We start from the raw sequence: 25,533 nt of genomic DNA on the forward strand, positions 1-25,533 counted from the left end.
TCTCAGCCGATGAGCCGGGCACCGACGGAACGCCGCAGACTGCGCGATTTGCGCAGGTCGTGGGTGACGTTGACGCGCTTGAGCCAGCGATCCGTGCCGTCGTAGCGCGCCGTGAAGGAACTGCGGCCGTGCACGACACGGTGGTTGTTGAGGAAGACGAACGTGCCGGCGTCCAGCGCGCGGGGACGGGCGCCGCGGGTCAGCAGCTCGTGGGCGGCGGCGAACGCGCGCACCGCCTCGGGGTCGTCCTCGGGCGCCGACATGTGCGTGGCGTCGAAGCACAGCAGCGGATCGGTCCGGGAGCCGAAGAGCACGGGGACCCGGCCGAGACCGTTGATCAGCTGTGAGATGTTGTCGAAGATCCGCTGATCCTCCGGTGTGCGGACCGTGTTGTTGTGCGGCAGGTGCGAGTCGTCGGAGATGATCTCGAAACGGCTGTCGAAGAGGACGTCGAGCACGTCCGCCGGGAGCGTGGTGAAGTCGGCCTCCGCCACCACCACGGGTATCCGCTCCGGATTGCGCAGCGCGGCCAGGATGATGTAGTCCGCGCGGTAGGGGTGGAAGGCGTCCTCCGTGTGCAGGGTGAGCGCCGTCCTGCTGCCCGTGCCGAGCAGCAGGGTCTCGTACTCCTTGATGGGGAAGACGTCGTTGACCAGGTGGCCGTCCTGCTGGGTCGACCAGCCGAACGGCTCGCCGAGCAGCGAGGCGTACAGCAGCAGCAGGATCTCCTCGGGCAGTTCGCGGTGGACGCGCTGCTCGTCGCGCCAGTGCGCCGGGGTGGGGCCGATCCTGTCGTCGTCCACCAGGTGCCCGCTGACGGCGCAGTACCCGTGCGCCCGGTCCAGCTGGAAAGCGCGCAGGAACCTGCGCACCCGCTCCGGCAGCCGGGCGGCCAGCAGCGGCAGGTCCTGGAGCAGGCTCTCGCTGTCCGCCGAGGGGTGCTCCGCGGCCAGTTCCAGGGCCAGCCGGTCGGTCTCGGCGGCCTCGTCGGGTGTCAGCCGCAGCTCGGTCGGCCCGGCCGGCTCGGGCACGGACGCCGGCGCTGGTGTGGGCGTCGACGCGGGTGTGGGCGTCGTGGTCATGGGTGTCTCCTCTTCGCTCGGATGGGGTCGGGGCCGGGTCAGCTGTCGAAGCGGAAACCCTGGAAGGCCGGGGCGGGCGGACCGCTCGGCGGCTTCGCCGGTCCTCCGGTACCGGACTCCCCGGCGAGACGGCCGAGTTCGGCGAGGACCCGGCCGGCGATGTGCTCGGCCGTGTCCCGGGCGTAGCGCCCGGTGTCGTACTGGAGGCAGAGCCGCAGCCCCCGCTCCTGTTCGACGAACTGGAACGACAGCTCGAACATGCCCCGCCGTTGCAGGAAGGGGCCGCCGCGCAGCGCGATGCCCCGTGGTCCGGCCGGGCCGGTGTCGATGCGGGGGAACAGGGCGACCCACACGTCGAAGAAGGGGCCGCGCCCCGGCGTTCGCGGCGGGTCCAGGGTCGCCACCAGCTCGTCGAAGGCGACCTCGCTGCGGTCGAGGGCGTCCGCCGTCCGCGCCGCCACATGGCGCACCAGGCCGGCCGGGTCGTCCCGGCCGGTCAGGTCGAGCCGCAGCGGGACCGTCGCGACGTGGAAACCCACCGCGCCGTCCAGGCCCAGCGAGGAGCGACGGTCCACGGGCGTGCCCAGGCAGATGTCGTCGGTCCGGGTGAGCCCGCCCAGCCCGCTCGCCACGGCGGCGGCGAGCGGGGCGAAGAGACCGGCGTGCGCGGCCGCGGCCAGCGCCCGGAGGCGGGAGGTGACCCGGGGTTCGATGTCCAGGGGCACCGTGTCCGTCACCGCGCCGGCCGGCTCGCGCCGGGGACGGTCCACGGGCAGGAGCAGCGGGGCCGGCGGGGGAGTGAGCAGGTCCCGCCAGTGCGCGAGCGACTCCTCCCGGGGGCGCGGGGCCGGGCGCGGCCCGGGGACCGGCACCGGCGGCGGGGCGCCGTCCTGCCGGTAGGCGGCCACCAGTTCGGCCGCCAGGACCGTCAGGGACCGGCCGTCGCACACCAGGTGATCGGCCGTGAACAGCAGCGACCAGGCACCGTCCGGCCGCAGGAACAGCGTCGAGCGGAAGAGCGGACCCTCGGCCAGGTCGAAGGGGACCTCGACACGGTCGTGGACGAGCGCCTCGAACTCCTCCTCGGTGAGGGACCCGCCGCGCAGGTCCACCACCTCCAGTGGGGCCGTCCGGTCGGTGACGACGGCGCGGACGGCGCCCAGTCGTTCCACGAAGACGGTCCGCAGCGCCGGATGGCGGGCGGGCAGGGCGGCGACGGCCGAGGCGAGGCGGTCGACGTCCAGCTCCCCGTCGCCGCGCAGCAGACACGGCACGGTGTACGCGCCGGCGCCGCCGTGCTCGTTCTGGCGCGCCAGCCACAGCCAGCGCACGGACTCCGGAACGTCGCCGTCCCGCGCCCGCACCGGCTCCGGTACGTCGCCGTCCCGCGCCCGCCGGGATCCCGGAGCGGCCCGCGGAACGCCCTCGGGGACGGGGCCGGCCGCCCCGCCGCGCGCCTCGGTGAGACGGGCGGCCAGCGACTTCGGGGTGGCGCACTCGAGGATGTCGCGCACCCGGACCGGAAGTCCGACGGCCTCCTCGACGGACACGGCGAGGGCCAGCGCCGACAGACTGTGTCCGCCGGCGAGGTAGAAGTCCGTGTCGTCGGTCACGTACTCCAGCTCGAGTGCCCGCGCGAACAGCCGGCACAGATCCTGGGTGAGGTCAGTCATGATTCCACTCCGTGACGGCAGAACTCTGCGGAAAAAAACCCTGCACAAACACTCCGGATCTTGTCAATAACCTTCCGGCTGGCGGAGATTGCTGTCATTGCCCTCGTATCTCTGTCGGGTTAGGGTGGCGAGCGGAAGGCGCCGGCATATGTTCAGCGCGTCATGTCACCATATGGTGAAGGGGGATTGCCTTGCTCAAGTCCCAGCGGCTTGCGGTATTGCCCATCGACTCCTACGACCTGGAAGCGGAGCTGGCCCTCGTGGACCGGCATGACGCCGGAGGCGAGTACGACGCCTTCACCTTCGGTTCGTGGTCGGCCCATGTGCTGGCCAATGGCAGCGGCGCCGAGTCCGACACCGCGTTCCGTCCGCACGGCGACCGGCTGACCCTCACCGATCTGGGTAGGGAACTGCCGGGCATCATGTCCCTGGTGACTGAGCACTTCCCGCTGGACCGACTGCAGTGGGTGCGTATCTTCAGCCTCGCCGACGGAATTCTCGCCCCGCATGTGGACTTCCTGGAATTCACCGAACCGGGCACCCGGGTGCAGATTCCGCTGCGTACCGGCGAGGAATCCCTGCATTCCGAGAACGACCTCGTCTACCACCTCCGTCGCGGTGAGGTCTGGAAGATACACACCACCGACCCGCATTCGGCACGCAGCAGCGCGGGACCCGCCCGGCTCTCCCTCTGCCTCGACTTCGCCGGCGCCGCCGAGCCGGTCGAGATCCGCGGCGACGTCCCGGCGGCGCGGCCCGTGCGCGTCCTCGACCTCCCCGAGGTGACCGACGCCGACGTCGAGGAACTCATCGGCTCCGGCCCGCGGCTGACCCGGGCGACCATGCGCGCCTCCTTCCGCCGGTTCGCCGCGCTCCACTTCGAGCGGCGGGCACACGCGACGGCGGCCTTCGACTGGTTCGCCGAGGCCGCACGGCGCACCGGCGACGAGGTCATGGTCGCCAAGGCGGAGGCGTTCCGCACGTACTGCATCGAGAAGCGCGGCTACCGGGAGACGTTCGCCTGGTGAGGGACCACGGCGAGCTGCGCGGCCCCCGGCCCGGGCAGGGCCCTGCGGTCCAGCTTGCCGTTGGCCGAGTACGGCAGCTCGTCCGTCACCCACCAGCGCACCGGCACCATGTAGTCCGGCAGCACGGCGAGCAGCGCGCGACGCAGCTCCTGCGCCGGCGGCGGATCGCCGGTCAGCGCCGCGTGCAGCTCCGTGCCACCGTCGGCCCGCGCCACCCCGAACACCGCCGCGTCCTTGACCCCGGGCAGGGCGGTGAGCCGGGACTCCGGCTCCCGGGGCTCCACCGCGTTGCCACGGATCTTGATCAGGTCGTCGATCCGCCCGAGGAGCCCGAGCGTCCCGTCGGCCCGCCAGACGCCCCGGTCCCGGGTGCGGTACAGCCGGGCCCCGGGCAGGAAGGGGTCCTCCACGAAGACGGTCCGGGTGAGTTCCGGGTCCGTGTAACCGCGGGCCACCCCCACCCCGCCGATGTACACCTCGCCGACCTCACCGTCGGGCACCGGGTTCCCCTCCTCGTCCAGGATGCGGATGTAGGTGTTCCACACCAGTGACCCGACCGGCGGGCGGGGTTCCAGGTTCCCGCGCCGCGCGCTCATCGAATGGCTGGTCACCATGTGGTTCTCGGCGGGCCCGTAGTGGTTGTGCAGGGTGACCTCGGGACGCCGGGTGAGCAGCCCCTCCAGCGCCGGCGTGACCCGGACCGTCTCGCCCGCGCTGATGATGTGCCGCAGCGCCGGGGCGTGTTCGAGGGTGGTGGGCAGCGACATGAGGATGTCGATGAGGGACTGCGGGAAGTCGACCACCTCGATCCCCTCGCCGATGACGTACTCGACCAGGTCACGCGGGTCACGCCGTACGTCCGGGTGCGGGACGTACAGGCAGCCGCCGGAGGCCAGGGTGTAGAAGATCTCCTGGACGGAGACGTCGAACGTGAGCGGCGCGCACTGCAACACCCTGCGCTCCCGGCCCAGACCGGACCCGTTCGCCTGCCAGGCCGCCAGGTTGGCCAGGCACCGGTGCGTCTGCACGATGCCCTTCGGCGCGCCTGTCGAGCCGGAGCTGAAGATGACGTAGGCGGCGTCCTCGGAGGCGATCCGGGGGCGGGCCGGCGGCGGGCCCGGATACTCCGCGAGCAGCCGGGTCAGCGTGGTCGCCGCCGCGTTCCGGTCCGCCACGGCCGTGCCGGGCACCCCCTCGTCCAGGACCGTGAGCCGGGCGCTGCCGGCGCGCAGGATCTGCTCGATCCGCTCGCGCGGATAGGTCATGTCCACGGGCAGATAGGCCGCACCCGCCCGCAGGGTCCCGAGCACCACCGCGGTGAAGTCCACGCCCGCCCGTGCGGCGATCAGCACGGTGTCGCCGCGGCCGATCCCGAACGTGCCGGCCAGATGGGCGGCCACGGTGTCCGCGAGCCGGTCCAGTTCCGCGTACGACACCGGGCGCCGGCCCTGTTCGCACACCGCCCAGGCGTCCGGGCGGGCCGCCGTCTCCCGGTCGACGAGCTCCAGGACCGTCCGGGCGCCGATGTTCACGACCGGCCCGCGGTGCTCAGGATGCCGGTTGCCGCCGGGCGGGTCCGGGCGGTCGGTGGGCTGGGGCACGGGGTCACACCTCCTGTGCGGGCCACGGCGCCCGCGAGACCGATTCGGGCAGGAACGAGTAGGGGTCCTGCGGGTCGTGCGCGGTCGCCTCGATCACGAGCCGGTGTCCCGCCCCCGCTTCCCCGGCCAGTTCCTCCAGCAGCTCCACCATCACGAGATCCTGGAGCGCCAGCCCGGTCGAGTCGTAGACGGTGCGCCGGTCACGCAGCTCCGCCTGCCGGGCGGGATCCGTCAGCAGCTCCGTGAGCGAGGGACCGATCTCCTCCGGCCGCAGCCGCTGGCACTCGCCCTCCGCCATCGCCTGCTCCCGGTGATCGGGGACGACGACGGCGTCCCGCAGCAGGTCCAGGGGCAGCTCGGTCTTGCCGGGCATGTCCGAGCCGACCGCGTTGATGTGCACCCAGGGCCGCAGGGACGTGCCCTGGAGCACCGGACCCTGGTCGGGGGCGACGGAGGTCGCCGTGCACAGGATGTCGGCGCGCTCCTCCACCTCCGCCGGCTCGGCCACCCGGACCAGCCCGCCGGGCATCCGCGCCCGGGCCGCGAAGCTGCTCTCCGCCCGGATGTCGGTGTCGCACACCAGGACCTCGGTGAGCGGGAACGCCCGCGCCAGGGCGTGCAGTTGCGTCACCGCCTGGGCGCCGCAGCCGATGAGCCCGAGGACACTGCTGTCGGGCCGGGCCAGCGCCCGGGAGGCCAGCGCGGACGCGGCCCCCGTCCGTATCGCCGTCGCGAACGTGCCGTCCACGATCGCGCGCAGGTGCCCGGACTCGACGTCGAAGGCGAGCAGGGTGGAGAGGATGGTGGGGAGCTGGTTCTTGACGGGGTTGTGCGGGTTGTAGCCCACCAGCTTCATGGAGACCGTCGCGCCGGGACGGACCGCCGGCATCCATTCGAGCAGCCCCAGCCTGGGGGTGGTGAGCAGGAATCCGTCGCGCGTCTTCATCTCGGCGCGAGCAGGACCGCTCGAGGTGAGTACTTCGGTCAGGCGTTCGGTGGCCAGGTCGTACAGCCGGCCGAGGCCGACCTCGCTGACGACTGTGGCGACCGCCGCGGCATCGACGATGTGGGTGGTGTCCGGTTTCACGTCACTCTCCTGATCCGGTTCGTGTTCCGCTGCCGGAGGGTTGGGGTGTGCTCAGGTACGGGGTGTGTCGGGGGCCCGGCCGTGCCAGGAGTCCCACAGGGCCGCGTAGGCCCCGCCGGCGGCGACCAGTTCGTCGTGGCCGCCGCGCTCCGTGACGCGGCCGTCCTCCATGACGAGGACGGTGTCGGCGTCGTGCGCGGTGTGCAGCCGGTGGGCGATGGCGATGACGGTGCGGTCGCGCAGCACGGCCGCCAGGGAACGTTCCAGTTGCCGGGCCGCCCGGGGGTCGAGCAGCGAGGTGGCCTCGTCCAGCACCAGCGTGTGCGGGTCGGCGAGGACCAGCCGGGCGAGTGCCAGCTGCTGGGCCTGGGCGGGGGACACCTCGTGGCCGCCCGGGCCGATCCCGGTGTCGAGCCCCCCGGGCAGCCCGCGCACCCAGTCGCCGGCGTCCACCGCGTCCAGCGCGGCCGTCACCTGTTCGTCCGTCGCGTCCGGCACCGGCAGCGTCACGTTGTCGCGGACCGTCCCGAGGAACACGTGGTGTTCCTGGGTGACCAGCGCGACATGCCGGCGCAGCTCCTCCAGGGGCAGTTCGGCCACCGGCACGTCGCCGATGGTGACCGTCCCGCCGCGCGGCGGATGGACGCCCGCGAGGATACGGCCGAGTGTCGACTTGCCCGCGCCGGACGGCCCCACGACGGCCACGCGCTCACCTGGCCGCACCCGCAGGGTGACCCCGCGGACGACGTCGTGGCCCTCGCGGTAGGCGTAGCTGACCTCGTGCGCCGCCACGTCGCGGCCCTGCGGACGGCGGCCCGCGCCGGTGTCCCCGGCCGGGGCGGCGCCCACCCCGACGAGGCGGGCCAGCGAGGCGTCACCGACCTGGAGTTCGTCCAGCCAGCCGAGCAGTTCGTCCAGCGGATCGATCACCGCGCGGGTGTACAGCGTCGCCGCGGTGACCTCCCCGAGGCTCACCCACCCGTGGATGTGGAAGAGGCCGCCGCACAACAGGGTCGAGGCCACCGGCAGGACGTAGCCGAAGTCCATCAGCGGGAACCACACGCTGCGCAGAAAGAGCGTGCGGTGCTCGGCGGCGTTGGAACGCAGGACGTCCTCGTCCGTACGGCGGATCCGCCGCTCGGCGAGGCCCAGCGCCTCGACCGTACGGGCACCCGTCACGGTCTCGGCCAGCCCCTGCGTCAGATCCGAGTAACCGGCCGCCTCCGCCAGGTACGCCGTCCGCGCGCGCTTCAGGTACCAGCGCGTCGACCCCGCGATCAGGGGTACGGCCACCAGGCACGGCAGCGCCATGAGCGGGCTGGTCAGCAGTAGCGCGACGAAGGTGAGCAGCACGGACAGGCCCGCCACGAGGATGGACGGGGCGCCCATGCGCACGGCTCTGGACAGCGAGTCCACGTCCCGGGTGCCGCGGGTGAGCAGATCACCGGTGCCCGCCTTCTCCACGGCGGACAGGGGCAGCGACAGCACCCGCTGGACGAAGCCCTCGCGGATGTCCGCGAGCACCTGCTCGCCGAGCCGGGCGCCGAGCAGCCGGGCCGTCCTGGTGAACACGCCCTGGAGCAGCAGCAGTCCGGCGATCACCGCGACGACGACGTCCACCCGGGTGGTGGAGACGTCCTGCTGCACCTGTTCCACGAGACGGCCGAGCAGCGCGGGGACGACCAGCCCGCACGCGGTGGCGAGCACGAACCAGGCCACCGTCCGGCCGAGCAGGCCGGCGCGGCCCCTGACCAGTTCTCGGACGTGGCGGCGCACCGCGGGGGCGTCGGCGACCGGAAGACTCACAGCGCACTCCTTCGCGGGATGCCGGAGGACCGGTGCTGGGCGCGGCCGGTCATGTTCCGTCCCGCAGGACGGCGGTGGCGTACTGGGGGTTGCGGGCCACGAGGTCGCGGTGCGCGCCGGTGCCGACCACCTTGCCGTCGACGACGAAGGCCACCTCGTCGGCCTGGTCCAGCAGCAGCGGGCTGGAACTCATCACCACGGTGGTCCGTCCCGCGCGGGCCCGCCGCAGCCGCCGGGCGACGCCCGCCTCGGTGAGGGCGTCCACCGCACTGGTCGGGTCGACCAGGACGAGCACGGGGGTTCCGGACGCGACGGCCCGGGCCAGCCGCAGCCGCTGGCGCTGTCCGCCCGAGAGGCTGCTGCCCTGCTCCGTGAGGACGCTGCCGAGCCCGTCGGGCAGTGCGTCGACGATGTCCTCGGCGCCGGCGGTGTGCAGCGCGGCGGCCAGTTCCTGGTCCGTACGGCCGGCGGCGAGTTCGTCGCGGAGCACTCCCGAGAAGAGCGTGTCGCTGTTGCGCACCACCAGGATGTGCCGGCGCACCTGTTCCACCGGCAGGGTGTCCAGCGGCACCCCGCCCAGGGTCACCGCGCCCTCGCGGTAGCGGCCGAGCCGCTCCGCGAGCTCGGCGTTCTCCTCCGGGGTGGCGGACACGACGGCGGTGAGCCTGCCGTGGCGCGCCGTCAGCCCGGTGGCGGCGTCGACGAGATCGGGGGCCTCCGGCAGGACGGCCGGTGCCGTGCCCGCGGTCGGATCAGGTGCGACGGCGAGCACCCGTACCACGCGCCCGGCGGCCACGTTGGCGCCGACGACGACCTGCACGGCCGAGGTCACCGTGCGCATGGGCAGCATCAGGAACGCCGCGTAGCCGTACGCGGCCACCAGGTCGCCGGGGGAGACGTCACCCGCGAGGGCGAGCCGGGCGCCGGTCCAGACCACGGCCACCACCAGCACGCCGGGCAGCAGGACCTCGGCGGCGGGCAGTACCGACTCCACCTCGGCGACCTCGACACCGGCCTGCCGCAGCCGCTGGGAGTCCGCGCGGTAGCGCCCCCAGAATGCCCGTTCGCCGCCGATGCCGCGCAGTACCCGGAGTCCGGCCACGATGTCCGAGGCCCGCCGGGTCAGTTCGCCCTCCAGCTCGCGGTACCGCCCGACACGCCGGTGCAGGGGACGCAGCAGCGGACCCGTGCCGGCCAGCAGGACCGGCACCCCGAGCAGCACCAGCAGCCCCAGGGGCAGCGAGGTGGACAGCAGGACCACGGCCACCACGACGATGGTGACCGCGCTGCCGGCGCCGCGGGCCACGGCGCCGGGCAGCGCCCCGATCCGCGAGATGTCGGCGGTGCCGACGGTCACCATGTCGCCGTCGGCGACGCGGTCGCGCAGCCCGCCGCCCAGGGTGACCGCCTGCCGGACCACGAGACGGACCGTCAGGTAGTTCGCCTTCAGCCGTCCGACGGTGTCGCACCGGTGCCGCAGCACGCTGCCGGCGGTGGTCACCAGGGCGAGCCCGAGGACCACCCCGGTCCAGGCGAGGAGGTCCCCGGTGTCCTTGTCGCTGATCGCGTCGACGGCCCCGCCGACGGCCAGCGGGGTGAGCCCCATGCCGGCCATCCACAGGCAGCCCCAGAACACCCCGAGCGTCGCCGTACCGGCCTGCCGGCGCAGCAGCCAGAGCAGATAGCGCCGGGGCGACCGGAGATCGGGTTCTCCGGTGTCGGGCAGTGGGTCGTTCCTCGGCAACGCGATTCCTTCTGACGTGTCTCGGTGGGCTCGGGACCAGGGCGCGGGCCGGCCGGGAGGCCGGCGGGGACGGGCGGCGGGCTAGTCCCCCACGCCCGTACGGGCCCTCTCACCGAGGTGGCGGAGCGCGTCCACGACCTCGTCGGGGTGGTCGAGGTGGTAGAGGTGCCCGCCGTCGAAGCGGCGCACGCCGGCCGGCGCGGCCGACCAGGCGCCCCACTGCCCGGCGTGCTCGTCCGTGACGCCGAGGTCGTCCCTGCCCCGCCAGGCGTGGATCGGGCAGGGCAGTACGGCGTCCGCCGCCGGCGGGCGGTACTGGTCGCACAGGGTGAGGTCGGCGCGCAGGGGGCGGGCGACGATGGGGACCAGCTTCTCGCTGGCGGCCACGTAGTCCGGTACGGCGCCGTGCTCGGCCAGTTCGGCCACCAGCTCGGCGTCGCTCATGGCCGCCGCCCCGGTCGGCGCCCCCTGGGCGTCCGGCGCACGGCAGGCGGAGGCCACGAACCCGACGGGCCACGACCCGTACCCGCTACCGAGGGCACGCGCCAGCTCGTATCCGAGCAGGGCGCCCATGCTGTGCCCGAACACGAGGTAGGGCAGGTCGAGCCGGGCGGCCAGCACCGGGACGAGCTCCCGGACCACCTCCTCCGCGCGCGTCGCCGGCTCCTCGCGCCACCGGTTCTCCCGCCCCGGCAGCTGTACGGCGACCACGGCGATCCCGGGGCCGGCCAGCTCCTGCCACTGACGGAACTGGAAGGCCCCCGAGCCCGCGTGCGGCAGGCACACCAGGAGCAGCCGGGCCGTGGCCGGCGGCTGCCACTCGACGAGCCAGCGCCGCTCGCCCCCGTTCACCGCACCGCCCCGCGCGTGTCCAGGGCGTCGGCGAGGTCGTCCGCCAGGTCCCGGCACACGAGCCGCAGTTGGTCGTCCGCGTAGAAGTGGCCGCTGGGGTACCGGCGTACGGTGGCCGCCTCCCGCGTCTCGCCGGCCCAGGCCTCCAGGCCCGGCAGTGCGACCCGGTCGTCCCGCTCGCCCGCGAAGACCGAGAGGGGACACGCCAGCCGGGGCGCCGGCCGCGGTACGTATCCCTCCAGCCAGGCGAGGTCGGCCCGCAGCACGGGGAGCAGGATCTCCAGGAGCTGCGGGTCGGCGAGCGCCTGCGCCGGTGATCCGCCCAGGGCCGCCATCCACGCGAGCAGTTCCGCCTCGGGCAGCCGGGACAGTGAAGGCCGGGGCCGCCCGGAGCCGGGATGCTCCATCCCCGAGACGGCGAGCAGGGCGGGGCTCGTCGACCGGTCGTCGGCGGACAGGGCGCGGGCCACCTCGAAGGCGACGAGGGCGCCCATGCTGTGTCCGAACAGGGCGTAGGGCCGGGAGCCGTGCGCCGCGACATCGGCGCCGATCGTGTCCGCGAGCCGGGCGGGGTCCACGCACGGCGGTTCGGTGATCCGGTGTTCGCGTCCCGGGAGTTGGACGGCCACCACCTCGATCCCGTCCGGCAGGGCCGTGGGCCACGGCCGGTAGGCCGAGGCCGCGCCGCCGGCGTGCGGGAAGCAGTACAGGACGGTGGGTGCCTCGGGCCGTGGCCGGGGGCGCACCAGTTCCCGCGCGGTCGGCGGGCGTGCGGTGGTGGGGGAGGGCTTCATCGCGTTCCCGGCGGTCTCAGGAGCGCGGCTCGGCGGCCGGCCACAGGCGTTCGGCCTGCCGGTACAGCAGCTCCGAGCCGACCGAGCGCCGCCGGCACAGTTCCTCCAGCAGGCCGCTCTGGCGCACCGGTTCGGACTCGGCGTCGAACTCGGAGCCGGTGAGGTGCTTCAGCCAGGGTTCGAGGCCCATGGCGTAGGCGTACACGTGCCGGGCGCCCACCTGCTGGGCCAGCCGGTCCGCCATGGCGGCGTCCGAGCCCTTCAGCCGCCGCGACTGGTTCTGCTCGCGGGTCAGCTTGGCCTCCATCAGCGGGCCGTAGAGCCAGCTCAGGGAGGCGCCGACGCACTCGAGTCCGACGAACAGCGCGTCGACCTCGCCGACGATGTCGCGCACCCGGTCGTAGAGGGCGGGCTCGATCGGCGTGATGTCGGTGGCGAACATGAAGGAACGGCCGAGCGCGCGGACCAGCGGCACCATCTTGGTGCGGATGTCGAGGTCGGCGTGCTCGCCGATGAAGGGCAGACCCACGACGTCGAGTCCCTCGGCGGCCCGGTGGGTGTCCAGCTCGCCCAGCTCCACCACCCGGCGGAAGCCCAGGGCCTCCAGCATCACTTTCAGGCTGGGGTCCTGGAGCGTGCCGCCGGAGGCGCGGGGGACCACGATCGTGCCGATGCGGGTGCGCAGCTGGAGAAGTGTCTCCAGCGAGAAGTGGTCCGAATGGAAGTGGCTGATCACCACGGCGTCGATGTGGTGGGGCAGGTCCGCCAGGGCGAAGTGCTCGTACCCGTCGTCGGAGTAGCCGATCAGCGGGTCGAGCAGGACGCAGCCCGCCGAGGTCTCCACCAGGACCGTCGCGTGCCCGAAGTAGCGCATGCGCACCTGCCCGTCGGGGACGCGGTCCGGGGTGCGGGGGACCTCGTCGTGGAAGAGCGCGTCGAAGCCGGTCGCCCCGGCGGCGTCCAGGCCCAGCCGCTCGGCCAGTTCCCGGGTGTCCACGGGCTGGAGACGGGCGGCGAACACGTCGTCCCACACGGCGTCGGAGAACGGCACGCCGATGTCGAGGCGCTCGGGCGAGGGCAGCACGGGACTGCCGTACACGAAGGGCTGGTCGCGCGGGGGGACGGCGGTCAGCGACAGGGTCTGGCCGTGCTCCTCGAACGCGGGGGAGCGGTACAGCAGCGACTCGAAGAAGCGGAAGGAGGGGTGGTTCGCCGTGTCGTAGACCAACTCGACGCAGCCGCGCAGCGATTCGGGGACCTCGGGGTACAGGGACTCCAGGGGGCCGCCGGTGGCCCGCTCGGCCAGCAGGGCCCGCAGGCGGTCGATGTCGTCCGCGAGGGTGAGGCGCGCCGCCGCGTCCCGCAGGGTCGTGTCGAGCAGTGCCTGCACATCGTCGGTGCCCGCGCCGCCCGGGTTGAGGAACGGTCCGCCGTAACGGGACGGGTCCGCCAGGGCGTTGCGGTGCAGCGCCGGGGACATGACGTAGTTGCGGAGGATGGGAAGCAGTCTCTCGCGCAGGTTCAGCGCCCCGGTGTGCGGTGCCAGGAGGTAGGGCCAGGCGTACCAGCGGTGCAGCAACGGCTGCGCGACGACGGAGGCACGAAGATGGCGTTTCTGGATGACGGGCACGCTGCGTTCCCTTGCGAGTCGAGGCCGGTGGTCAACGGGGGTCGGCTCTTGTGGTGTCTTCGAAATCCGTATTCGGCCCCGTGGCGAATGGGCGGCACAGGCCGGGGGCGGAAAATTCGTACTGCGCCACCGAACAGGTGGGCCGGCATGTTCCCCCGTTTCCCCGCGAGGCTTTCTATCCGGGCGTTCGGGGGCTGGATTTCCGCCCTTTATCGCCGCAGGATTTCGCGCTGTAGTGCTGGGACTTAGCTTTCGACTGTAGTCATGATCCTCAAGGGCCTGCCACCGATCGCACATGTGACGTGCGTCACATGGCGACGTCGCGTGTGTGCGTGATTGACTGGCAAGAAGTTACGGGTGGTCATGCGGTGAAGCTCTCTTCACTACTTCCTTTCCTGGAGGGCGCGTGACCCGAAATCCTCTTCTTGAGGCCGGCGCGCGGGGAACCCGCTGCATGACCGGTCATGAAGTGCACCTTGACACGGGGTGCAGGCCTACGTGAAACTCTGCGACCTGTTGCAGGGGGAACGAGAGGGATATGTCGGACGGTACGGAGCCTCGTGGCATTGCGTTGGTTTCTGGCGCCTCGTCCGGATTCGGTGCGCGCATCGCGCAGGTGCTGTCTGCAAGAGGATACGCAGTCATTGCCCTCGCTCGCCGCGCCGAACGGCTCAAAACGCTCGCCGAAGAGGATCCATATCGAGCCATTCTCCCTGTGGTCGCCGACGTGCGGGACCCGGACTCCCTGGGCAGAGCCCTCGACGGTCTACCCGCCGAATACCGCGACATTTCGGTGCTTGTGAACAACGCGGGCCTGTCGAAGGGCTTCGGCCCGCTCCAGCAGGGCGGCTCGCAGCACTGGCGTGAAATGATCGACACAAACGTCACAGGTGTGCTGAATCTGACCGAAATCGTGCTGCCCCGGCTCGTCGCGCGTGGCGACGGGCACGTGGTCAACGTCGGATCCATCGCGGCCGAGTACCCCTACCTGGGCGGCAACGTCTACGCCGCCACGAAGGCGTTCGTGCACCAGCTCTCCCTCAACATGCGCGTCGACCTCCAGGGCACCGGAGTCCGGGTCAGCTGCGTCGCGCCCGGCATGGCGAGGACGGAGTTCGCCCAGGTCCGCTACGAGGGGGACGACACGCGCGCGGCGGCCCTCTACGCCGGTGTCACGCCTCTCACGGCCGACGACGTGGCCCAGGGCATCGCCTGGTGCCTGGACCGGCCGCCGCACGTCAACGTCAACATGATCGAGCTGATGCCCGTCGACCAGCCCTTCGGACTCGGCTTCGGAGGGAACCGGAAGGGCGGCACGGGCGCCTGCGCCGAACCCGATGCTTCGTGATCCGCGGGCCGGTGCCCGCGGCCGGCCCGGACCCGGCGGGACCGGGGTCGACGCCCGGCCCCGGCCGGCGGACCAGGAGGTGCCGGTACGGCGGGCGCGCCCCGGGGACGCCGGGGAGCTCGCCCGGATCTCCGCGCCGTTCGCGGCCGCGGACCGGCTGCTCAGACGCTCGCCGGACACCTTCGCGCGGCACATCGACGAATTCCTCGTGGCGGTCCCGGAAACAGCGGTCCAAGGGACGGCGCTCCACGGAACGGCGGCCCGCGAAAACACCCTCGCGGGCTGTATGGGACTGCTGCCGGTGCCGCGATGCCTGGTCATATACAACCTCTGCGTCCCGCCGGAGTTCCAGGGCAGAGGAATCGGCCGGACCCTACTGCGTCACGCCGTCCGGCGGGCGGCCGACAGCGGGCGCACCGCGATTCTCGCGGCCTCGAAACACGGGGGCGCCTGGTTCACGCGGCAGGGCTTTCAAGAAGTCGACCCGGACTGCGCCCCGGAAGAGTGGCGGCGCCTGTCCCCCGCCGGCCGCAAGTCGTCTCTTTATTGTCTGCGACTCGATGACCGGTAACACTGGGGCCATTGCTTCAGGATGATCAGGGAGTGGAAAATTGATTGTCTGCGGACTCAAGCTCACGCATGACGGAGCGGTGGCCCTGCTCGACGACGATCGCCTCGTTTTCAGCGTCGAGATGGAAAAGATAGGGAACGGTCTGCGGTACAGCACCGTCTCCGACCTCAGCCAGATCCCCGGAATTCTCGAAGATTTCGGCTACAAGCCGCAGGACGTCGACGAATGGGTCGTGGACGGCTGGGACGGTGACGTCTCGGGCGTGGTTTCCCTGCTGAGTGCCTCGGTCCCGGTGGAACTCGCCGTCGGTCCCTACCGGGAATCAGCGGCCTGCCCCGACCTGGCCGCGCCGGGGGCATCCGGTGAGTTCCCGATGGACGGCCGCACCTACCCCTACACGAGCTACGCGCACGCCGCCGGACACCTGGCGAGCGCCTACTGCTCCAGCCCTTTCGCCCGCCGGGGGGAGCCGTCCTTCGTCCTCGTCTGGGACGGCGGACTCTTCCCCCGGCTGTACTGGGCCGACCCCGACACCGGCGTGGAGAACCTCGGCGAACTCTTCCCGCTGCTCGGCCACGCCTACGCCATCGCCGGCCACCACTTCGGCCCGTTCCGCCGCGAGGTCCAGTCACCGACGGTGGACGACCTCTCGGTGGCCGGCAAGCTGATGGCGTACATCGCGCTCGGACAGCCGCACGAGGACGTACTCACCGCGCTGCGCGAGGAGTTCCACCGGATCTTCGAGAGCGACCTGCCGGAGTCCGTGGAGTACCGCCGTTCGGTCGGCGGCTACGGCAGCCTCTTCGAACCGTCGGTGCCCCCCGTCCACGAGTTCTTCCAGGCCGTACGCGACCGGGTGGAACCCCGGGGAATCGCCGACGAGGACGTCCTGGCGAGCGTCCACACCTTCTTCCAGGAACTGCTCCTGGAACGCATCACCCAGAAGGTCGACGCGGCGCGCGGACCCGGGCCGTTCAACCTGTGCTTCGCCGGTGGCTGCGCCCTGAACATCAAGTGGAACAACGCGTTGCGCGCCCTCCCGGAGTTCGCCGACGTCTGGGTTCCGCCGTTCCCCAACGACTCGGGATCGGCGATCGGCGCCGCCGTGCTCGGCAGGGCCCGCCACGAGGGCCTGCGGCCCGTCGACTGGCACGTACGGCTGGGCCCGGCCCTGCAGCCCAGCCCGCAGACCCCCGACGGCTGGACCGCGACGCCCTGCACCCCCGCCGAACTCGCCCAGGAACTCCATGAATCGGGCATGCCCGTGGTCGTCCTCCAGGGGCGCGCCGAACTGGGACCGCGGGCCCTCGGGGGCCGCAGCATCCTGGCCGCGCCCACCCGGGCGGCGATGAAGGACGAACTGAACCGGGTCAAGGACCGCGAGCCCTACCGCCCGGTCGCCCCGATCTGCCTCGTCGAGGAGGCCCCGGCCGTCTTCGCCCCCGGCACCCCCGACCCTTACATGCTGTTCGAGCACGAAGTGCGCCCCGAATGGCTCGACAGGATCCCGGCGGTCGTCCACCTCGACGGCACGGCACGGCTCCAGACCGTCTCCCGGGACGACGACCCGTTCCTGGCGGAGGTACTGACCGCCTACCACCGGCTCAGCGGTGTCCCCGTCCTGTGCAACACCAGCGCCAACCTCAACGGACACGGCTTCTTCCCGGACGTCGCCTCCGCCATGGCCTGGGGCAGGGTGGACCGGATCTGGAGCGACGGGGTGCTCCACCACCGCAGGGGCGCCTGATCCGGTACCCGTCCGTGGCCGGCACGGCGGCCGGGGGCGCGGAGCGCGAGGCGCTCCGCGCGGTGGCGGCACTCGTCGGCGCCCTGCCGCTGATCAGATCCCTCCACGGCGGTGCCGTGGTCGTCGTCGCGGGGCGGGCCGTGCTCGCCCCCGGCGCGCTCGGCGAGGCGTTCGCCCAGGACCTGGCGTTCCTGCGGTACAGCGGGGCCCGGCCGGTCGTCGTGCACGACGCCGGCCCCGAGCCGGTCCGTCGGGCCCCGGGCGAGGACGAGGGCGCCGCGCTGCGCACGGTGGCCGCGGGCCTGGTACAGCGGCGCCTCGTCGGCCTCGTCAACGCCCACGGCCCGCTGGCCGTCGGCATCACGGGCGAGGACGGCCACACGCTCACCCGCACGGCCTCCGGAGACCTCGTGGCCGACCCCGGGGTCCTGCGCACCCTGCTCGACGACGGCCGCGTCCCCGTGGTCGCCGCCGTCGCACACAGTGAGCACGGCCCCCACCCCGCCGACGTGGTGACGACGGCCCGCCTGCTCGCGGCCCACCTGGCGGCCCGGCGACTCCTGCTGCCCCGGGACGCGGAGGGAACCGACACGACCGGGGCGGTACTCCTCGACCCGTCCGCACCCCACGCACTCCTGCGCACGCTGTACGAACCGGACACACCGCCGGACGAGGCCCAGGAGAGCACACCCGCGGAGCAGGGTGCCCGTGAGGCGCGGTGGGCCGGCCGGCCGTGGCCGGAGCCCGGCGGAGACACCCGCGAACCCCGCCAACCGTCCTGACCGGCGGGACGTCGGACCTGCCGGTACGCAGCGGCAGCGGAGGTGTGCCGCCGCCGGCGCGCCGGTGTGCCCCCGTTGACGCGCCGCGGCCATCGGCGCGAGCCGGATACATCACCCTGCCCGTTCCGCACCCGCCCGCGCCGAAGGGGGTGGCGGTGACCCCGGCGCGGCGCCGCGCGGTACGGCGCGGTGCGCTTCCGCCCGGCCGGGCGGAAGGCGGCCCGGTCCGGCGTGCCCTTCCGCGCCCCGCTCCCACCGGCCGCGGGCCCATCCCGGCATGCCGTGCGGTCTCGGCACCTCTTTGGCGGGACACCCGGCGTCCGGGAGGGGTAGAAGTGGAGTGTTGGCCGGAACAGTGAGGTGAGCGCTCCATGGACCTCGTGCTTGGCGCCCGGGACACGGGGGCCGGAGTAGGTCGCGGGACCCTTCCCGGCGCGTCCCCCTGGCCGCCCTAGGTCCCGTACCGCATCGTGGATGCGGCTGCTGGCCTGTGGGAAGACCCTGTCACCCGACTGCGCGGTGAGGCGGGCGCACCGGTGGGGCCGGCAGGCGGAAGGAGCGAGTGGGATGACAGGAGCGCAGCGGCGCTCGGAGCAGGCGGACCGCCCGGGGGGCGGCGCGGCCGATCCGAGCGGGCTGATGGATCTGCTGGGCGTCGCCGCGGTGCTGCTGGAGGCCGACGGCAAGATCGACATGTGGAGCCCGCAGGCGGAGGAGCTGTTCGGCTACACCCGCAGCGAGGCCGTCGGGCAGTACGCGGCACTGCTGCTCCTCCACCCCGAGAACCAGGACGCGGCGGTCACCCTGTTCGCCGACGTGATGGCGACGGGCCGGGGCTGGGCGGGGGCGTTCCCCGTCCGGCACAAGGACGGCAGCTCCCGGATGGTCGAGTTCCGCAACATGCGGCTGACGGACAACCTCGGTGACCACTACGCCCTGGGGCTGGCCACCGACCGCACCACCCTGCGGCAGGTGGAGCGCAATCTGGCCCTGTCAACCCGGCTGGTCACCCAGTCCCCGATCGGCCTGGCCGTGCTGGACAACGACCTGCGGTACCTGGCCGTCAACCCGGCGCTGGCGGCCATGCACGGCGTCCCCGAGGGCGACCACATCGGCCGCGACTTCCTGGAGGTCCTGTCCGGCGCGCCCTTCCTGGAAGCAGAGGGCGTGATGCGGCAGGTCCTCGCCTCCGGCGCCCCCGTGGTGGACCAGCAGGTGGTGGGCCGCACCGCCGCCGACCCGGAGCGCGATCACGCCTGGGCGGTGTCGGTGTACCGGCTGGAGGACCACCACGGGCACGTACTGGGCATCGCCACCATGGTCGTCGACGTCACCGACCGGTACGAGGCGGCCCGGAAGGCCGACCAGGCCCAGCAGCGCCTGCGTCTCGTGGCCAACGGCTCGTCACGGATCGGCACCACCCTGGAGGTGGAGCGCACCGCGCGGGAACTGGCCGACGTCGTGGTGCCCGACCTGGCCGACATGGTCGCGGTGGACCTCCTGGACTCCGTCCTCCAGACGGGCCGTCCCGACGTGGGCGAGGGCCCCGCGCTGTTCCGCGCCCTGGCGGTGAAGACGGCCTACCCCACCGACGCCGCCGACGCCATCGTCCCGCCCGGCCGCCTCACCACGTACCACGCGGACCACCCGGCGGCTCACTGCATCCGCACCCGCCGTCCGCACGTGATCACCCATCTGGAGGATCACGCCCGGATCGCCTCCGGCCCCGAGGCCGCCCGCCTGCTGGCGCGGGCCGGGGTCCACTCCGACATGGCCGTCCCGCTCATCGCCCGCGGAGAGGTCATCGGCGTGATGGGCCTGGCCCGCGCCCGCAATCCCCAGCCGTTCGACGACGACGATCTGGCCCTCGCCTGCGAGCTGGCCTCCTCCGCCGCGCTGAGCATCGACAACGCCGTCCTGCACCAGCACATCCGCAGCGCCGCCGAGACCCTCCAGCGCAGCCTGCTGCCCCGGCTCTCGCCCCGCCATCCCGGTCTGGACGTCGCCGCCCGGTACCGGCCCGCGCAGGCCTTCAGCGAGGTCGGCGGCGACTGGTACGACGTGATCCCCCTCGACGGCGACCGGACCGCGCTCGCGGTCGGCGACGTCATGGGCAGCGGCATCCCGGCGGCCACCGCCATGGGCCGCCTGCGCACCGCCACCTCCACCCTCGCCGACCTCGACCTGGACCCCGCCCGGATCCTCACCCACCTCGACAAGATCACTCATGGTCTGGACCCGTACATCGCCACCTGCGTCTACGCGGTCCACGACCCGCACCGGGCCCTGCTGCACGTGGCTTCCGCCGGCCACCTGCCCCCGGTGCTGATGCGCGCCGGCAGGCCGCCGGAACTGCTCGACCTGCCCACCGGCATCCCGCTGGGAGTCGGCGGCGTCCCCTTCGAGACCACCACGCTCGCTCTGGAGCCCGGCGATCAGCTGGTCCTCTACACCGACGGACTGGTCGAGACCCGCGACGACCCCATCGACGAACGGCTGGCGGACCTCCTGCGTCTCCTGGCGCCGCGCGACCGCTCCACGGAGGACACCTGCGACCGGCTCCTGCGGGAGCTCCGCCACCCCGCCGGCCACGACGACGTCGCCCTCCTCATCGCCCGCGCCCAGCCCCTGTCGGCCCGGTGACGCACCGCCACACGCCGCCCGGCCGGCCCTCAGCCGGGGAAGCGCCCTGTGGAGCGCAGCCGCCAGCGGCGTTCGGCGTAGGCGAGGTCGTCCCGCCACAGCCGCCCCGCCGCCGCCCGGACCAGCGGACGCAGCACCGGCGCCGCCCGGCGGGCGACGGCGAAACCCCGCCGGTCGGAGGCGGCCATCACGGCCTCGACGACCGCCGTACGCGGCCGGCCCCGCTCGTCCCGCCCGAGGGGCGTGGCATGCGTCTCGACCACGGAGCCCTGCCCCTCGCCCTCGGTGATGCGCATGACGACCGTGCGCGGTTCGGGGGCCGTGAACACGGCACGCACCGGTACGACGAGGCGTCCGGCCACCTTGAAGGAGACGTCGACGGTGAACGCGTCCTCGGTGCCCGGGCCGTCGGGTGATCCGACCACCGACAGGTCGACGAACGAGTACGGGTGGAACCACGCGCCGTGCCACGGGTCCAGGCGGTTGGCCACGACGTCCTCGGTCTCGCACACGCCCGTCCCGGTGTAGACGGCCGTCAGCGCCCGCGCCCGCTCGGGCCTCGGCGCGACGACCGGCGCGTCCAGCGGCGCCTCGCCGCCCGCCTCGTCCAGCCGCACCCACACCAGGACGCCGTCGTCGTGCACCGGCAGGGGAGCCCAGCCCCCGGACGGGCCACCGTCCAGGGCGAGCCCGTGCCAGTGGCAGACCAGGGTGCCGCAGCGCACGGGACTGTCCCGCAACGGTGCGCCGAGATGGGGGCAGATGCCGGGGCCGCCCACCGGACTGCCGTCGGCGCCGCGCCAGACGACCACCTCCCGGCCCGCCACGGTCCGCGCGAGCGGGCGGTCGCCACGCAGGTCGCCGGAGGCACCGACCACGTACCAGTTGCCGGACGGACGGGCCCGGGCCCGCTTCAGCGCCTGTGCGATCACCGCGGGCCGCGCCTCCCGCCAGGTGGGCCGCTGACGCTCCCACGGCACCGGGCGCCGCCGCAGCGACAACGGCAGCCGGCCGCGCCGGCCGGGGGGAACGGGGTTCACGCGACCTCCTCCGCGACCGGCGGGCACGAGGCGGCGCGCACGGCGGCGGGCAGTGGGCCCGGCGCGGCGGGGCGCCCCGGCCGGCGCCGCGCGGCCAGCCGGGCGGCGACCACCCGGACGAGCCCGTCGGCGGCGACCGCGGCCCGGCGCCGGTGCCCCACCGCCGCGCGGCGGTGCAGCACCGCGTACCCGTCCCGGGCGACGGCGTCCAGGATGCCGCCGTACAGGACGAACGCGGTACGGATGCACGGGCGGGACACCGGGTCCAGCATCGCCAGGCCCGGCGCCGCCTCCCGGTAGACACCGCGGGTCAGCGCCTCGAACTCGCGCAGCGCGCCCGTGATGCGGCGGTCGTGCCGCCCGGTGTCCCGGCTCCACCGCAGCAGTTCCCGGCCGACTCCGTGACCGGCCAGCAGATCGGCGGGCAGATAGACGCGCCCCCGGTCCAGGTCCTCTCCCACGTCGCGCAGGAAGTTGCTGAGCTGGAAGGCGACGCCCAGGGCGGCGGCGTACGGCGCGGCCTCCTCGCGCGGGACGACCGTCCCCAGCACCGGCAGCATCTGCAGACCGATCACCGCGGCCGAGCCGTGCATGTAACCGCGCAGGTCGGCATAGGTGGCGTAGTCGGTCACCACCAGGTCCGCGCTCATGGCCGACATGAAGTCCCGGAAATGGGCGTGGTCGATGCCGTAACGGCGTGCGGTGTCGGCGAGCGCCCGGACCACCGGTTCGCGGCTGTGCCCGTCGCGCAGCCCCTCGTCCAGGCTCCGCCGCAGTTCCCCCAGTACCTCGCCGCGCCGCCAGGTGTCCACGCCCGGGTCGAGGGAGTCGACGATGTCGTCCGCCCAGCGGGCGAAGCCGTACAGGGCGTGCACGGCGGGCCGGCGCTCGACCGGCAGCAGCCGGGTGGCGAGGAAGTACGTCTTGCCGTGCCGTGCGTTGAGCGCACGGCAGTGGTCGTACGCGGCGCGCAGCGCCGGATCGCCGATCCCCGCCGCGTCCAGTTCACGGTCCGTCATACGGTGCTTTCCTCCACGGACTTCGGCGTGCTCTGCGGCCGGGTGGCCGCGGGGTGCGGCAGGCCGGTGATCCGCGCGGCGGCGAGCTTCCCCGACACCAGCACGGTCGGCACGCCGACGCCCGGCGTCGTGCCGCAGCCGGCCAGCACGGCGTTCTCGGTGCCCCGCACCAGGTTGCGCGGCCGGAACGGGCCCGTCTGGGCGAAGGTGTGGGCCGCCGAGAAGGGCGTCCCGGCGGCGTGGCCCGCGGCCCGCCAGGTGGCAGGGGTGACGAGGCACTCCTCCTCGACGGCGGCCTCGATGCCGTCCAGGCCGCGCCGCTCCAGCTCGCGCAGCAGTGTCCGCCGGTAGCGGGGGCCGAGTTCGCCCCACGCGACGGCATCCGGTCCGATATCGGTGTTCGGGCACGGCGCGAGGATGTAGTGCAGGTGCCGGCCCGGGGGAGCGAGCCTGGGATCGGTGGCGGTGGGCCGCGTGATGAGCAGGGACGGATCGCTCATCGGCCGCCCGGTGCGGGTGAGTTCGTCGAACGTGGTGCGCCAGGCAGCGCCGAAGGAGATGGTGTGGTGGGCCAGTTGTGGCCAGGTGCGGTCCGTTCCCAGGTGCAGCACCACGGCGGACGGTGAGTGGCGCAGGCGCAGCGGCCGGCGGGGACGGCGGCCCAGGAGCCGGTAGGTGACCGGGAGATCTGGGGTGAGGACCACACTGTCGCAGGGGATGCGTTCCCGGTCGGTGACGACGGCGGTGACGCGCGCCCCCGAGCGTTCCAGCCGGATCACCTCCTGCCCGTGGCGCAGGTCGGCGCCCGCGTCGGCGGCGGCGTCCGCCATGGCCCGCGGCAGCGCGTGCATGCCGCCCCGGGGGAAGTACACGCCGGCGACGGTGTCCATGTAGGCGATGACGGCGTACGCGGCCAGAGCGCGGGCGGGCGGCACCCCCGCGTACAGGGACTGGAAGGAGAACACCCGGCGCAGCCGTTCGTCGGCGAGGAAACGCCCGATCCGGGCATCGAGCCGGCCGAAGCCGCCGAGCGCGGCCAGCCGGGCGAGGTCGGGGGTCAGCAGGTCCAGCGGGGAGTCGAAGTTGGCGTCGATGAAGCGGCGCATCTGCACCCGGTACAGCTTCTCCAGCCAGTCGCGCAGCCGCCGGTAGCCCGCCGCCTCCCGGGGCCCGGCGAACCGTTCCACCTCCGCCGCCATCGCGTCGGCGCCGGTGTGCACGTCGAGCGTGGCGCCGTCCGCGAAGCGGGCCCGGTAGGCCGGGTGCAGGGGAATCAGGTCGACCCGCCGGTACAGGCTGTCACCGACGGCCGCGAAGGCCTCGTCGGCGAGGTCGGGCATGGTCAGCACGGTCGGGCCGGTGTCGAACCGGTAACCGCCCAGGTCCAGGCGTCCGGCCCGGCCACCGGGCAGCGGGTCCCGCTCGACGACGGTGACGCGGCGTCCGGCGCCCAGCAGGTGCAGCGCGGCCGACAGCCCGGCCAGACCGGCTCCCACGACCACGACGTGATCGCTGCGCCCGGGCAGCGTACGCGTCATCGTCCGCACTCCTGCGCACCCGAACCGGCCAGGAACGCCGGCCCGGACACGCCCACGTCGCCCCTGGAACACGAACCGCTGCCACCGGACGGCACGGACTCCGCCCCGTGGCCTGATGCCGGCACGTCGCCCGCGGACGGCCGCGGGGTCCCGCCGTCCGACGACGCCCGCCCGCCGTCCCCGGCCGCCGCCCCGCCCTCCCCGGGGCCCGGCCCGGCGTCCGCGCACGGCACCGGTCGCTCGTGGTCCGCGCATCCCGGCCCGTCCCCCGTGGAGGCCGGTCCGTCGCCCGCGGCGGCGAGGAGGCGGCGGAGCCGGGCGCCGGGCACGTGCGCGAGGCGGGCGTCGTCGAGGTGGTGCAGGCCCTGGGCGATCAGGCGGCCGATCCTGTCCTCCACCGCCGCTCGGGCGCCCGTGCCGGTGAGCACCTCCCGCACCCGGTCCAGGTCCGGCTCGGTCAGGCCCGCGTTGCCCAGCGCGCGGCGCAGGACGGTCAGCGCCGAGTGGTCGCCGCTGGTCTCGGCGCGGACCCGGGCCAGAGCGACCAGGTACGTCGGTTTGCCCTCGCGGACGTCACCGCCGCAGGGTTTCCCGGTCCGCAGGGGGTCACCGAAGACGTCGTCCAGGTCGTCCCGCAGCTGGAAGGCCATGCCGGCACAGCGGCCGGCCGAGCGCAGCGCGCGCGTCGTGGCGTCGTCCGCGTCCGCGAGCACGGCGCCCAGCGCCAGCGGCCGCTCGACGGAGTACCGGGCGCTCTTGAGACAGGCCGCCCGCAGGGCCCGGGACAGGGAGTACGCACCCGTGATCTGTCCCTGCACCTCCAGATACTGGCCGGCCACCATCTCCGTGCGCATGTCACTCCACAGACGGCGCACGGCGGACGCCCGCACCGGGTCGAGCGGTGTCTCGGCGACCAGGTCGTCCGACCAGGCGAGCGCCAGATCACCGGCCAGCAGCCCGGCGGCCTCCCCGAAGCGGCCCACGCGCCGGGGCGAGGCCGAACCGGCGTACTGGGCGCTCAGCTCGGCGTGCAGCGCCGGCCGGCCGCGGCGCCGGACCGAGCCGTCCATCACGTCGTCGTGCACCAGGGCGCAGGTCTGCAGGAGTTCGAGCGCGGCGCCGATCCGCAGGGCCGACACCGTCAGCGCCTCCCCGGAGCCGCCGCAGGCACGCAGTGACCACCACAGCAGCTGGGAGCGGGCCCGCTTGCCCCCGGTCCGGGTGAACCGCACGACCCTGCCGGCCAGTTCCTCGGCGAACAGGACGTCCATGGCGCGGGCGCGGGCCACACGGCCGGCCAGGAAGTGGTCCAGCACCCGGGCCACGGCGGCCGGCACGTCCGCGTCGGCCACGCCCGCGTCCCCCGTGCCCGGCGGGATCGCACCCTGGGCCTCGCCGGTTGCGCCGTCCGGACGCACCCGGACGGGGGAACCCGACAGCGGCACCGGGCGCGGGAGGGGCGGCGGTGCGACCGCATGGTGTTCCTTCGCCTGTGTGGAGCGCATCGCGGTTCCTCTCGTCCTGATCACAGAGCAGTTCGTCACCACG

Annotated in this window: 19 protein-coding genes; 6 read left to right on the forward strand and 13 right to left on the reverse strand. The window is 73.6% G+C overall.

All coding sequences use genetic code 11. The annotated features are described in order from the left end of the window. Positions 1 to 2 precede the first annotated feature (2 nt). Positions 3 to 1,082, reverse strand: a complete 1,080-nt coding sequence (gntD, locus tag ACGFT1_RS17180; RefSeq protein ID WP_373909792.1) for a guanitoxin biosynthesis L-enduracididine beta-hydroxylase GntD — start codon at positions 1,080 to 1,082, stop codon at positions 3 to 5. Positions 1,083 to 1,120: 38 nt separating this feature from the next. Then, the gene (locus ACGFT1_RS17185) at positions 1,121 to 2,755 is read right to left on the reverse strand and encodes a condensation domain-containing protein (protein ID WP_373909793.1); all 1,635 of its coding nucleotides are present in this window, start codon (positions 2,753 to 2,755) and stop codon (positions 1,121 to 1,123) included. Between the two features lie 191 nt (positions 2,756 to 2,946). Between ACGFT1_RS17185 and ACGFT1_RS17190 the strand changes: the two genes are divergently transcribed. Then, the gene (locus ACGFT1_RS17190) at positions 2,947 to 3,783 is read left to right on the forward strand and encodes a putative nonproteinogenic amino acid hydroxylase (RefSeq protein WP_373909794.1); all 837 of its coding nucleotides are present in this window, start codon (positions 2,947 to 2,949) and stop codon (positions 3,781 to 3,783) included. On the opposite strand, the gene ACGFT1_RS17195 is transcribed toward ACGFT1_RS17190, so the two are convergent. The 7 genes from ACGFT1_RS17195 to ACGFT1_RS17225 all read right to left on the reverse strand — a co-directional run bounded on the left by ACGFT1_RS17195 (position 3,759) and on the right by ACGFT1_RS17225 (position 13,297). Continuing rightward, positions 3,759 to 5,384 (reverse strand): amino acid adenylation domain-containing protein, encoded by a 1,626-nt coding sequence (locus tag ACGFT1_RS17195; protein WP_373909795.1) that lies wholly within the window; start codon positions 5,382 to 5,384, stop codon positions 3,759 to 3,761. The genes ACGFT1_RS17190 and ACGFT1_RS17195 overlap by 25 nt on opposite strands. A 4-nt stretch (positions 5,385 to 5,388) precedes the next feature. After that, entirely contained in the window at positions 5,389 to 6,471 is a 1,083-nt protein-coding gene (locus ACGFT1_RS17200) for an ornithine cyclodeaminase family protein (RefSeq protein ID WP_373909796.1), read from the reverse strand. A 51-nt stretch (positions 6,472 to 6,522) separates the two neighbouring features. Then, a complete protein-coding gene (locus ACGFT1_RS17205) occupies positions 6,523 to 8,277 on the reverse strand; it encodes an ABC transporter ATP-binding protein (RefSeq protein WP_373909797.1) in 1,755 nt (584 codons plus the stop codon). A 49-nt stretch (positions 8,278 to 8,326) separates the two neighbouring features. Further along, a complete protein-coding gene (locus ACGFT1_RS17210) occupies positions 8,327 to 10,021 on the reverse strand; it encodes an ABC transporter transmembrane domain-containing protein (RefSeq protein WP_373909798.1) in 1,695 nt (564 codons plus the stop codon). A gap of 81 nt (positions 10,022 to 10,102) precedes the next feature. Further along, positions 10,103 to 10,873: a thioesterase II family protein gene (locus ACGFT1_RS17215; RefSeq protein ID WP_373909799.1), complete on the reverse strand. Its 771-nt coding sequence runs from the start codon at positions 10,871 to 10,873 to the stop codon at positions 10,103 to 10,105. Continuing rightward, a complete protein-coding gene (locus ACGFT1_RS17220) occupies positions 10,870 to 11,667 on the reverse strand; it encodes a thioesterase II family protein (RefSeq protein ID WP_373909800.1) in 798 nt (265 codons plus the stop codon). The genes ACGFT1_RS17215 and ACGFT1_RS17220 overlap by 4 nt, the downstream gene beginning before the upstream one ends. Before the next feature lie 16 nt (positions 11,668 to 11,683). Next, the gene (locus ACGFT1_RS17225) at positions 11,684 to 13,297 is read right to left on the reverse strand and encodes an MBL fold metallo-hydrolase (protein ID WP_373909801.1); all 1,614 of its coding nucleotides are present in this window, start codon (positions 13,295 to 13,297) and stop codon (positions 11,684 to 11,686) included. Between the two features lie 538 nt (positions 13,298 to 13,835). On the opposite strand from ACGFT1_RS17225, the gene ACGFT1_RS17230 reads away from it, so the two are divergent. The 5 genes from ACGFT1_RS17230 to ACGFT1_RS17250 all read left to right on the forward strand — a co-directional run bounded on the left by ACGFT1_RS17230 (position 13,836) and on the right by ACGFT1_RS17250 (position 20,388). After that, on the forward strand, positions 13,836 to 14,645 hold the full coding sequence (locus tag ACGFT1_RS17230) for an SDR family NAD(P)-dependent oxidoreductase (RefSeq protein WP_373909802.1): 810 nt from the start codon (positions 13,836 to 13,838) through the stop codon (positions 14,643 to 14,645). After that, positions 14,635 to 15,216 carry a GNAT family N-acetyltransferase gene (locus ACGFT1_RS17235; RefSeq protein ID WP_373909803.1) on the forward strand — a complete coding sequence of 194 codons (582 nt, stop codon included), beginning with the start codon at positions 14,635 to 14,637 and terminating at the stop codon, positions 15,214 to 15,216. Before ACGFT1_RS17230 ends, ACGFT1_RS17235 begins: the two co-directional genes overlap by 11 nt. A gap of 40 nt (positions 15,217 to 15,256) precedes the next feature. Further along, on the forward strand, positions 15,257 to 16,963 hold the full coding sequence (locus tag ACGFT1_RS17240; protein ID WP_373909804.1) for a carbamoyltransferase N-terminal domain-containing protein: 1,707 nt from the start codon (positions 15,257 to 15,259) through the stop codon (positions 16,961 to 16,963). A 14-nt stretch (positions 16,964 to 16,977) separates the two neighbouring features. Then, positions 16,978 to 17,745 (forward strand): hypothetical protein, encoded by a 768-nt coding sequence (locus tag ACGFT1_RS17245; protein WP_373909805.1) that lies wholly within the window; start codon positions 16,978 to 16,980, stop codon positions 17,743 to 17,745. Between the two features lie 567 nt (positions 17,746 to 18,312). Beyond that, positions 18,313 to 20,388, forward strand: coding sequence for a SpoIIE family protein phosphatase (locus tag ACGFT1_RS17250; protein WP_373909806.1), 2,076 nt, complete (start codon positions 18,313 to 18,315; stop codon positions 20,386 to 20,388). Between the two features lie 29 nt (positions 20,389 to 20,417). Here the strand turns inward: ACGFT1_RS17250 and ACGFT1_RS17255 are convergent, their stop codons facing one another. The 4 genes from ACGFT1_RS17255 to ACGFT1_RS17270 are packed head-to-tail and all read right to left on the reverse strand — an operon-like array spanning position 20,418 to position 25,490. Further along, positions 20,418 to 21,428, reverse strand: a complete 1,011-nt coding sequence (locus ACGFT1_RS17255) for a DUF5914 domain-containing protein (protein WP_373909807.1) — start codon at positions 21,426 to 21,428, stop codon at positions 20,418 to 20,420. Next, positions 21,425 to 22,447 (reverse strand): phytoene/squalene synthase family protein, encoded by a 1,023-nt coding sequence (locus ACGFT1_RS17260; protein WP_373909808.1) that lies wholly within the window; start codon positions 22,445 to 22,447, stop codon positions 21,425 to 21,427. Before ACGFT1_RS17260 ends, ACGFT1_RS17255 begins: the two co-directional genes overlap by 4 nt. After that, complete coding sequence (locus tag ACGFT1_RS17265; protein ID WP_373909809.1) at positions 22,444 to 23,985, reverse strand: phytoene desaturase; 1,542 nt, start codon at positions 23,983 to 23,985, stop codon at positions 22,444 to 22,446. The genes ACGFT1_RS17260 and ACGFT1_RS17265 overlap by 4 nt, the downstream gene beginning before the upstream one ends. Next, a complete protein-coding gene (locus ACGFT1_RS17270; protein ID WP_373909810.1) occupies positions 23,982 to 25,490 on the reverse strand; it encodes a polyprenyl synthetase family protein in 1,509 nt (502 codons plus the stop codon). The genes ACGFT1_RS17265 and ACGFT1_RS17270 overlap by 4 nt, the downstream gene beginning before the upstream one ends. Positions 25,491 to 25,533 lie beyond the last annotated feature (43 nt).

Origin of the sequence: Streptomyces sp. Y20 (genome assembly GCF_043195475.1) — a bacterium.
Classification (GTDB): Bacteria; Actinomycetota; Actinomycetes; order Streptomycetales; family Streptomycetaceae; genus Streptomyces.